Origin of the sequence: Nocardia sp. NPDC060220, assembly GCF_042727815.1 — a bacterium.
Lineage (GTDB): Bacteria > Actinomycetota > Actinomycetes > Mycobacteriales > Mycobacteriaceae > Nocardia.
On record NZ_JBHWZY010000210.1, the window covers coordinates 1 to 9,146 of the forward strand.

Annotated in this window: 6 protein-coding genes; 4 read left to right on the forward strand and 2 right to left on the reverse strand. The window is 68.0% G+C overall.

The features are described 5' to 3' along the window. Both ACFWF3_RS13535 and eccD read right to left on the reverse strand, forming a co-directional pair. Positions 1 to 536 (reverse strand): S8 family serine peptidase (locus tag ACFWF3_RS13535; RefSeq protein ID WP_379313912.1); only part of this gene is annotated, 536 nt, incomplete at its 3' end. Then, positions 533 to 1,999 (reverse strand): type VII secretion integral membrane protein EccD, encoded by a 1,467-nt coding sequence (eccD, locus tag ACFWF3_RS13540; RefSeq protein WP_378993600.1) that lies wholly within the window; start codon positions 1,997 to 1,999, stop codon positions 533 to 535. The genes eccD and ACFWF3_RS13535, both read right to left, overlap by 4 nt. 186 nt (positions 2,000 to 2,185) lie before the next feature. On the opposite strand from eccD, the gene eccCa reads away from it, so the two are divergent. The 4 genes from eccCa to ACFWF3_RS13560 all read left to right on the forward strand — a co-directional run bounded on the left by eccCa (position 2,186) and on the right by ACFWF3_RS13560 (position 9,143). Continuing rightward, positions 2,186 to 6,223, forward strand: a complete 4,038-nt coding sequence (gene eccCa / locus ACFWF3_RS13545; protein ID WP_379313913.1) for a type VII secretion protein EccCa — start codon at positions 2,186 to 2,188, stop codon at positions 6,221 to 6,223. Then, entirely contained in the window at positions 6,220 to 7,650 is a 1,431-nt protein-coding gene (locus tag ACFWF3_RS13550) for a type VII secretion-associated protein (RefSeq protein WP_379313914.1), read from the forward strand. The genes eccCa and ACFWF3_RS13550 overlap by 4 nt, the downstream gene beginning before the upstream one ends. Next, positions 7,647 to 8,204, forward strand: coding sequence for a hypothetical protein (locus ACFWF3_RS13555; RefSeq protein ID WP_379313915.1), 558 nt, complete (start codon positions 7,647 to 7,649; stop codon positions 8,202 to 8,204). The genes ACFWF3_RS13550 and ACFWF3_RS13555 overlap by 4 nt, the downstream gene beginning before the upstream one ends. Positions 8,205 to 8,303: 99 nt before the next feature. After that, on the forward strand, positions 8,304 to 9,143 hold the full coding sequence (locus ACFWF3_RS13560; RefSeq protein WP_379313916.1) for a hypothetical protein: 840 nt from the start codon (positions 8,304 to 8,306) through the stop codon (positions 9,141 to 9,143). The last annotated feature ends 3 nt before the right edge of the window (positions 9,144 to 9,146 follow it).

Sequence of the window (9,146 nt, forward strand, 5' to 3'; positions counted from 1 at the left end):
CCCTTGTTCCGGCCCGCGCCCTCGGACTGATAGAGGGAGCTGGTCTGGCGAATGCTGAGGATGCGGGCCTCGGGCGCGACACCGGAGAAACCCTGGTTGTCGATCTTGGTCGCGCCGATGATCCCGGCGACAACGGTGCCGTGCACGTCGCAGTCCTCGGTCCCGTTGCCGCCCGCGGCCACGTAGTCACCGCCCGCCCACAGATCGGGCAGTCGGGGATGGGGTTCCACGCCGGTGTCGATCACCGCGACGAGTTGTCCTGCGCCACGCGAGAATTCCCACGCCCGCTCCAGATCGAGGGAACGCTGGCTGGGAGGAATCACCGCCGTCGCGGTACTTGCCTGGGTGCGAAAGCACAGTCCGTTGGTACCGCTGCCGCGCTCGGTCTTGTCCGGCGGCGCAGCGGGATCTCCCGCGGGCAGCAGTCCGGGATCGATGGCCGGCGGCCGGTCCGCGTGCGCTGTGCCGTAGAGACCGAATCCGGCGTTCAGACCGACGACCAGAGCAACGGCCGTCAGTCGAAAGCCGAGCCTCACAGCCCGCGAACCAGCGAGTAGAGATCGGCGACCCAGAACACCAGCGGCAGCACCGCGGCGACGAACGCGTACTCGAGCAGTTCGACGGCCCGGCGCATCGGCGGCGTCGCGGACTGGTTCGGCACGATCAGGCCCATCACCAGCGCCGAGATCAGAATCACCAGCGCGGCACCGAAAACGACCAGCGGCTGGCGCATTTCGAGCGCGACGCCGACCAGCATGATCAGCACGATCGACGAGCCACCCGCGATCAGCACGATGGCCTGCTCGGCGCCCGCGTAGGTGCGGCTGCGGAACATCAGTACCACCGCGCACACCAGCGCGAGCGAGATGCCGGGCCAGTAGGGATCTTCGGAGCCCGCGTCGGTCGCCAGCAGCGCGCCGGCGACGGTGACCAGCGTGGTCGCGCTGACCAGGCCGGCGAGGTAGTTACGGGCCCGTTCCGACCGCGCCCGCAGGGCGTCGAGGGTCGGCAGGGCGCGGTGGTCGTCCGGATCGTCCTCGGTCGGATCGATCGGGGTGCCGGGGGAGGGGACCGGCGGCAACGGCAATTTGGCCAGCAGCATCGAAACACGCGGCGCGAGTGAGAGTCCGGCCAGACCGAGCGCGGCGACGACCGCGCCGATCGCCTTGACCGGCTGATCGGCGAGCAGCCCCACCAGGGCCGCGGGCACGCCGAACACCGAGACGGTCGCCGCGCCGATGAACAGCGCGAGGCCGATGCCGGTGACGCGCCAGGCGAGTACCGCGATGGAACCGAGCAGCGCGAATCCGAGCAGCAGATGCGCCGCCCCGTAGTGATCGGGCACCAGCAGCATGCCGCCGGTGAACGCGGTCGGCAGCGCGCAGCCGGCGAGCACGAGCGCGGCCGAGGCGTCGCGGTACATGCGGCTCAGCACCGTGCCCGCCACCACGCAGAGGATCGCGACGAACAATGCGAGCGACCCGGAAACCCAGAACGGCAACGCATCCGGCGCGGCCAGCAGGCCGAAGCAGCCGACCAGCATGGTGAGCGCGGCGAGCACCGAACCGGTGACGCGGGCGGTCTTCGGCGTCCAGCTGCGGTAGTGCTCGGCGTCGGCGACCGCGACGTTGTACATGATGTCGTCGAACAGGGGCGTCGGCGCCGCGTGCGAGGCGCTCTCCAGCATCAGCAGTTCGCCGTCGCGTACGCCTTGTTCGCCGAGGCTCAGCGAGTTCGAGAACGGGGGGTGGCCGATGCGGGCGAGCACCCATTCGGCGGGTTCGTAGCGTTCGCCGTCGTTGTCGAAATCATTCGAGCGGCTGTGCTGCGCGACCATGTCGACCACGCTGGGGATGACGAGGGCGACCGGCACATCCACCGGAATAGCCATGTCTACCTGCGTGTGCTTGGCCAGGATGGTTACTCGTGCAAGGTCCGGCGCGCGCACGATGCCGCGCGCGGAGTCCTCTTCCACATGATCGAGTCGCGCGTGCGTCAAAACTCCCCCAGTTCCGTCTCTACCTCGTGTTTCCGCTCGACCGCTCACACGGTCGACAGTTTGCGGAACCCACCGTTCGGACAGCAGAATGCCTGACGAACCATACGACATGTCGGCCGCGACCTCTACACTGAGCCCGTCGCGACGACAGATGAGCGAGTAGTCAAGCAGGGGGAGTCTTCGACCATGAGCACCGTCAGGTTCCAGCGCCGTGCCCGGCGCGAGATGCCGCGTACACCCGGCGGCGAGGTTACGCTGCAGCCGCCGCCGGAGATCCCGCGGATCACCCCGGGCAACCTGCTCGCGAAGCTGATGCCCGTCGTCATGGTCGTCGGCATGGTCGGCATGATGGCGCTGATGTTCACCCAGGGCAGCGGCATGCTGTCCAACCCGATGTCGATGATGTTCCCGATGATGATGATCATGTCGATGGTCACCATGTTCGGACAGGGTGGTGGCAAGGGCGCCAAGGCCGCCGAAGCCAACGAGGACCGCAAGGACTATCTGCGCTACCTCGATCAGGTCCGTAAAGACGTCGACGAGACCGCCAAGCAGCAGCGCGCCGCCGTCGAGTGGAGCCACCCCGAGCCCGGCCTGATCTGGATGCTCTCGGGCACCAGCCGGATGTGGGAGCGCCGCTCCGGCGACAAGGATTTCTGCCACGCGCGCATCGGCCTCGGCGGCCAGCGCCTGGCGACCAGGCTGGTAGCCCCCGAAACCGGCCCCGTCGAAGAGCTGGAGCCCATCGCCGCGGTGTCGCTGCGCCGTTTCGTGCGCGCGCATTCCACGGTTCCCGATCTGCCCACCGCCATCGCGGTGAAGGGCTTCGGCACCGTCGCCCTCGACGGCGACCGCGCCCAGGCGCGCGACATGACACGCGCGATGTTGTTGCAGCTGTGCATGTTCCAGGCGCCCGACCAGGTGCTCGTCGCCGTGGTCTGTGGCCCGGACACCGCCCGCGAGTGGGAGTGGACCAAGTGGCTCCCGCACACCCAGCACCCCGATTCCCAGGACGGCATCGGCACCCAGCGCATGTTCTACGGCTCCATCCGCGAGGCGATGAGCGGCCTGCATCCGCTGCTCGGCAACCGGGTCCGCTACTCACGTAACCAGCCGAACAACCCGAACATGGTGCACGTGGTGATCGTCGTCGACGGTGGCCTGCTCGAGGCCGAGGACGACCAGCTGCGCGAGTCCGGGTACGAGGGCGTCACCATCATCGACCTGTGCAATTACGCACCGCGCCTTGCTGTTTCGCGCGGCATCAAGATGGTCGTCGAAGACGGTGAGTGCCTCGGCCGCGGCGCCACCGGCAACCAGGAACGCTTCGCCACCATCGACCGGGTCAGCGCCGAGCAGGCCCAGCAGCTGGCCCGCAGGCTCGCGCCCTACCGTGCGGCCACCCAGCGCAGCAGCGATGTCGAGACCGACGAGACCGAGACCATCTCCACCTGGTCGCAGCTGATGAACCTGGGCGATATCGGCAACTTCAACCCGGCCAGCGCCTGGCGTCCCCGCTACGGCCGCGAGCGTCTGCGCGTGCCGTTCGGCATCGGCGCCGACGGTGCACCGGTGGAGCTCGACATCAAGGAAGCCGCCGAGAACGGCATGGGCCCGCACGGCCTGTGCATCGGCGCGACCGGTTCCGGTAAGTCGGAATTCCTGCGCACCCTGGTGCTCAGCCTGCTCGCCACCCACTCGCCCGACCAGCTCAACCTGGTCCTCGTCGACTTCAAGGGTGGTGCGACGTTCCTCGGCCTGGACGGCGTTCCACACGTCGCCGCGGTGATCACCAACCTCGAGGACGAAGCCGACCTCGTCGACCGTATGAAGGACGCGCTGGCGGGCGAGATGAACCGCCGCCAGGAAGTCCTGCGCCAGGCCGGTAACTTCGCCAACGTCTCCGAATACGAGAAGGCCCGCGCCGCCGGTGCCGACCTCGACCCGCTGCCCGCACTGTTCGTCGTGCTCGACGAGTTCTCCGAACTGCTCACCCAGCACCCCGACTTCGCCGAACTGTTCGTGATGATCGGCCGCCTGGGCCGCTCGCTGCAGGTCCACCTCCTGCTCGCCTCGCAGCGTCTGGAAGAGGGCAAGCTCAAGGGCCTGGAATCGCACCTGTCCTACCGCATCGGCCTGAAGACCTTCTCCGCCAACGAGTCCCGCCAGGTCCTCGGCGTCCCCGACGCCTACAACCTGCCGAGCACCCCCGGTGGCGGTTACCTGAAGTCCGACTCGGGTGAGATCCAGCGCTTCCAGGCCTCGTACGTGTCGGGTCCGTATGTCGGTGGTGGATCGGCGCGCGAGGTCACCAGCGCCGGCATCGTCGGCGGCGAGATCGACGTCAACGCCCGGCCTTTCGCGGCGACCCACGTCGGCTTCCGTGCCGCGGACCGGGTTCCGCTGCCGGTGGAGGCCGAGTTCGAGCCGGAGCCGGTCGGCGACGACAACGAGCAGATGTCGAACCTGAACATGCTGGTCTCGCGCATCTCGGGCCACGGCCGACCTGCCCACGAGATCTGGTTGCCGCCGCTCGAGGAAGCGCCGACCATGGATCAGCTCGTGCCGCGCTCGATCCTCACCGGCGAATTCGCCGCGATCGCCACCCTGCGTGCCCCCATGGGCATCGTCGACCGCCCCTACGATCAGCGCCGCGACCCGTTCGTGGTCGACCTGTCCGGTTCGCGAGGCAATGTCGCGATCGTCGGCGGTCCCCAGTCGGGTAAGTCGACCGCCCTGCGTTCGATGATCATGGCGATGGCGTTGACCCACACCGCCGAGCAGGTGCAGTTCTACTGCCTCGACTTCGGTGGTGGCACGTTGACCAGCCTGCAGGGTCTGCCGCACGTAGGTTCGGTGGCAAGCCGCCTCGACGAGGATCAGGTCCGGCGCACCGTCGCCGAGATGACCACGATCGTTCGCACCCGTGAGGCGAAGTTCCGTCAGCTCGGCATCGAGTCGATGGTCGAGTTCCGTCGTCTGCGTTCGATGGACCCGGCGTCGAGCCCGGCTGCCCAGGGCGCGCACGAGGATCCGTTCGGTGACGTGTTCCTGGTGATCGATGGCTACGGCTCGATCCGCCAGGACTTCGACGCGCTCGAGCAGGTCATCATGAACCTTGCGGTGCAGGGTCTTTCGTATGGCGTGCACGTGGTGATCGCGCTCGCCCGCTGGGCGGAAGCCCGCCCCGCGCTCAAGGACCAGATCGGCACCCGCATCGAGCTGCGCCTCGGCGATCCGATGGATTCCGACCTCGGCCGCAAGTTTGCGTCGCTGGTTCCGCAGGGTCGCCCCGGCCGCGGTATGACCGCCGAGTGCCTGCACATGCTCACCGCGCTGCCGCGGATCGACGGCTCCGCCGACCCGTCCAATCTGGGCCAAGCGGTGTCGTCCGCAGTCGAGACGATCGCCCGGATGACACCGGGCCGTCCCGCGCCGCAGGTCCGCATGCTGCCCGATCAGCTGCCCCGCGAACAGCTGCTGTACCTGGCGGGCAACTGGCCCTCGCGGGTCGATCCGGCGACCAAGTGCCTGCGAATCCCGATCGGTATCAACGAGGCCGAGCTCGCTCCGGTCTACATCGATTTCGCGGAAAGCCCGCACTTCATCATCATCGGCGACTCCGAGTCCGGTAAGACCACGCTGTTGCGCTCGATCATCGAGGGCATCGCCGCGTCGAACACCCCGAATGAGGCACGGTTCATCGTCGGCGACTACCGCCGCTCGATGCTGGGCATCATCCCCGAGGGTTACCAGGCCGGATACGGTTCCACCGCACCGCAATTCACCCAGAACATGGCCGACCTCGCGGCGTATGTCGCCAAGCGAACCCCCGGTCCCGAGGTGACGCCACAGCAGTTGCGCGAGCGTTCGTGGTGGACCGGTCCCGAGCTGTATGTGCTCGTCGACGACTACGACCTGGTGGCCACCTCGTCGGGCAACCCGGTCTCGGCGCTCGTCGAGCATCTGCCGCACGCTCGCGACCTCGGGTTCCACCTGATCATCGCTCGCCGCTCCGGCGGAGCCAGCCGCGCCATGTACGAGGCGACGCTGGCCCGGATGAAGGACCTAGGTTCGGCCGCGCTGGTGATGAGCTGCAGCAAAGACGAAGGCGTCATGGTCGGTACCACGCGTCCCGGCCCCAAGCCCGCCGGGCGTGGCACCTTCGTCACGCGTAACACCGAGGGCCTGGTCCAGACCGCCTGGATGCCGCAACCGGAATGACCGTCGTCGAGCTCGTTGTCAGCGAAGCCAAAGTGTGGGCGCGTGGCGCCACCACCCACTGGGATGTCGCGCCGTCGGTTGTCTTGGGCAGCAACGGTTCCGATCTCGTCGTCGGTGAGCCGCTGACCCCGCCCACCCAGGCGGTGTCGGTGGTGCAGTACCTCGCCGGCGGTGTACTCGCGCTGCCACCTCGGATGCCGACGGTGGGCCAAGCCCTGTCCGCGCTGCTCGCGGCGATCATGGACACTCTGCGGGTGACGCCGCTGTGTGAGCAGATCGTCGTCGTGCATCCCACCTCGTGGGGGCAACCCGAACTCGATCTGTTCGGCACCGCCGCACAGCAATTCACCCACGAGGTGGCGTTCGAGGCCTGTGCCCTGCGGGCCTCGGCCGTCGATGTCACCGCCAGTCGTAGCCGCCGCACCGCGATCATCGAGTTCGGCATGCTGTCGACCTCGGCTTCGTCGGTCACCTACGACACGTACGGCACCCACGTCGAGGCGGTCGAGGTCGAACCGAACCTGGCGGCCTCGGAACTCGCCGACGAGGAAGGCTTCGGCCGGCTCACGGCACTTCTCGGCCGCCTGCTCGCCGATCGCCCCGCCGACGTCGTCCAGGTGTTCGGCGCCACCGATCCGGCGGTACTGGCCTCGGTCACCGCCGCAGTCGAAAGTGCGTGCGGCGCAGGCGTTCCTGTCAGCCCGCTCACCGGAACAGACCTGGCGCGACCTACTCAGAAGACCCCCGCCTACACGCCGAACATCCCGCCCGCGGCCGAGTGGATGCAGCCCCTGCGTGAACGTGCCGCGGCGACCAACCCGGTCGATCGCCGCCCGCTCTACATCGGCGCCGCGGCTCTCGCCGCTGTCGTCGCCGCGGCAGCGATCGGTGGCTTCTTCCTGTTCGGATCCGGCGACCAACCGGCCACGGCCGCCGTCGCGACCACCTCGGCCCCCGTAGTGACGAGCGAAGCACCCCAGCCCACATCGGCGAAGCCGAAGCCGAAACCCACCACCGAGACGGTCGGCCGAGTCGTCATCGAGATCCCTGCGGGCTGGCACCGCACCACGGCCACCGAGGCCCGCGCCGACCTCGTCCCCGACGAGGCGGCCCGCCACCGCATCACCATCACCCAGAAGCCGGTCACCTCCGGTGCAGGCTACGACGAGGTCGCCGCCGACCTCAGCGCCCAAATCGCCAAAAAGCCCGCAGGCACCGTCACCCCGGTGCGCCGAGACGTAGTCTTCGCCGGCCGCCCCGGACTCTCCTACGAAGAGCGTCCCGCCGACGGGTCAACGGTTCGCTGGCAGGTCCTCGTCGAACGCGGAGTCCAGGTCAGCATCGGCTGCCAGTACGCCGAAAATGGTTGGGCCGGTGTGATGTCCGCCTGCGAGCAGGTCGTCGGAGGCGTCCACGTCGGGCCATGAGCCGCATCCTCTTCGCTGCGCTCCTGGCGTCCTGCACGCTGGCATGTACCTCGGCCGACCTGTCGACCTCTAGCACGCCCTCGTGCCCGACGGACGTTCCTTCGGCTACCACGGCCAACACCGCCGGCTTCACCATCCATGCCCCCCAACTCCCGGGCTGGTCGACCCAGCCGGTCGAAGGTGGTGGTCTCGTCCTCCACCGTTTCGAGACCATCGAAGGCGCCGACCCACCCTTCGGCATGGCCACGGTCACCGTCACCACCTTCAGCCCCGCGAAGACAGCCGACGCCGCGAGCAACACCCTTCAGATCCTGCGCCCCCACGAATCCGACTGGCACCGAACACGTTCCGAAGAGGTGCGGATCTGCGGCACCCCCGCCCACCTCACCGCCGGAACCACCGCCAACTCCCACCACGACTACCTGGAGTTCGCCTACCCGGTGGGCGACAAGTTCTACCCCATCCAAATAACCACCCAAACCCCCATCACCAACGTCCCCCGCTACCGCTCAGATCTGGACACGATCCTCAGCGGTGTGCGGATCAGCGGGTAGTAGCGGACTGCCTCGATTCGGGTTCGACGGCGTGCGCAAGTACGCTCGCAGCGGGTCGCCGGTGTACCGCGCGCGGCCTGTGAATCGGGAGGGGAAACCATGACTTATCCACCGCGGCAGCAAGGTCCGGGTTGGGCACCCGGTCAGGGTGCGCCGCAGCAGTATGCCGGTCAGCAGCCGTATCCGCCGATGCAGCCGCCGCAGTACGGCTCGCATTCGCAGCCGGGCGGTCAGCCCCACCCGCAACAGGGTTGGGGTCAACCACCGCAGCAGGGATGGCCCCAACCGCCGCAGCAGAACCCGTGGTGGAAATCGCCTCTTGTGCTTGTCGGCGGCGCTGTTGTCGTCATCGGTGTGCTGGTGGTCGGCGCTGTCGCTTTCGCCGGCGGAGGCGACGACGAAGCGGGAACGGTCGCAGCGCCCCCATCGTCGGTCCAGGAAGCGCCCGCGGCGCCCACCGCTGCGAAGAGCACCTCCAAGCCCGCACCGACGACGACCAAGGCGGCCCCGCAACCTGTTTCGGCCGACGCCAAGATCGTCCTCGAAGCGTTGCCCGGGCCCCTGCGCGAAGTCGTCGCCGTCAACAACATCACCGAGAAGGCCCCGATCGGCAACGACCCGTACGCGGTCCGAGTGGTCTTCACGGTGCCCGCCAAGAACAGCTTGACGGTTGGCCTCCTCAGAACAGCCGTCGATATCGACCGCTACCCGATCGCCTGGATCGACACCAACCCGGACAAACTGCTCCGTCAGTGGAGCAGCCAGCACCCGGAATGGCTGATGGACAAGGGCGAGAAGAAGTTCCGCATCGATGACACGATCCCGGGCGGCGGGGCCACCGTGGAAACCTTCAACACGGCGACGAAGCTGTACACGGTGATGTCAGGATTCAAGGACAAAGACGCTGCCTTGAAATACCTCGAGCGCGCTGGATTCTAGGAC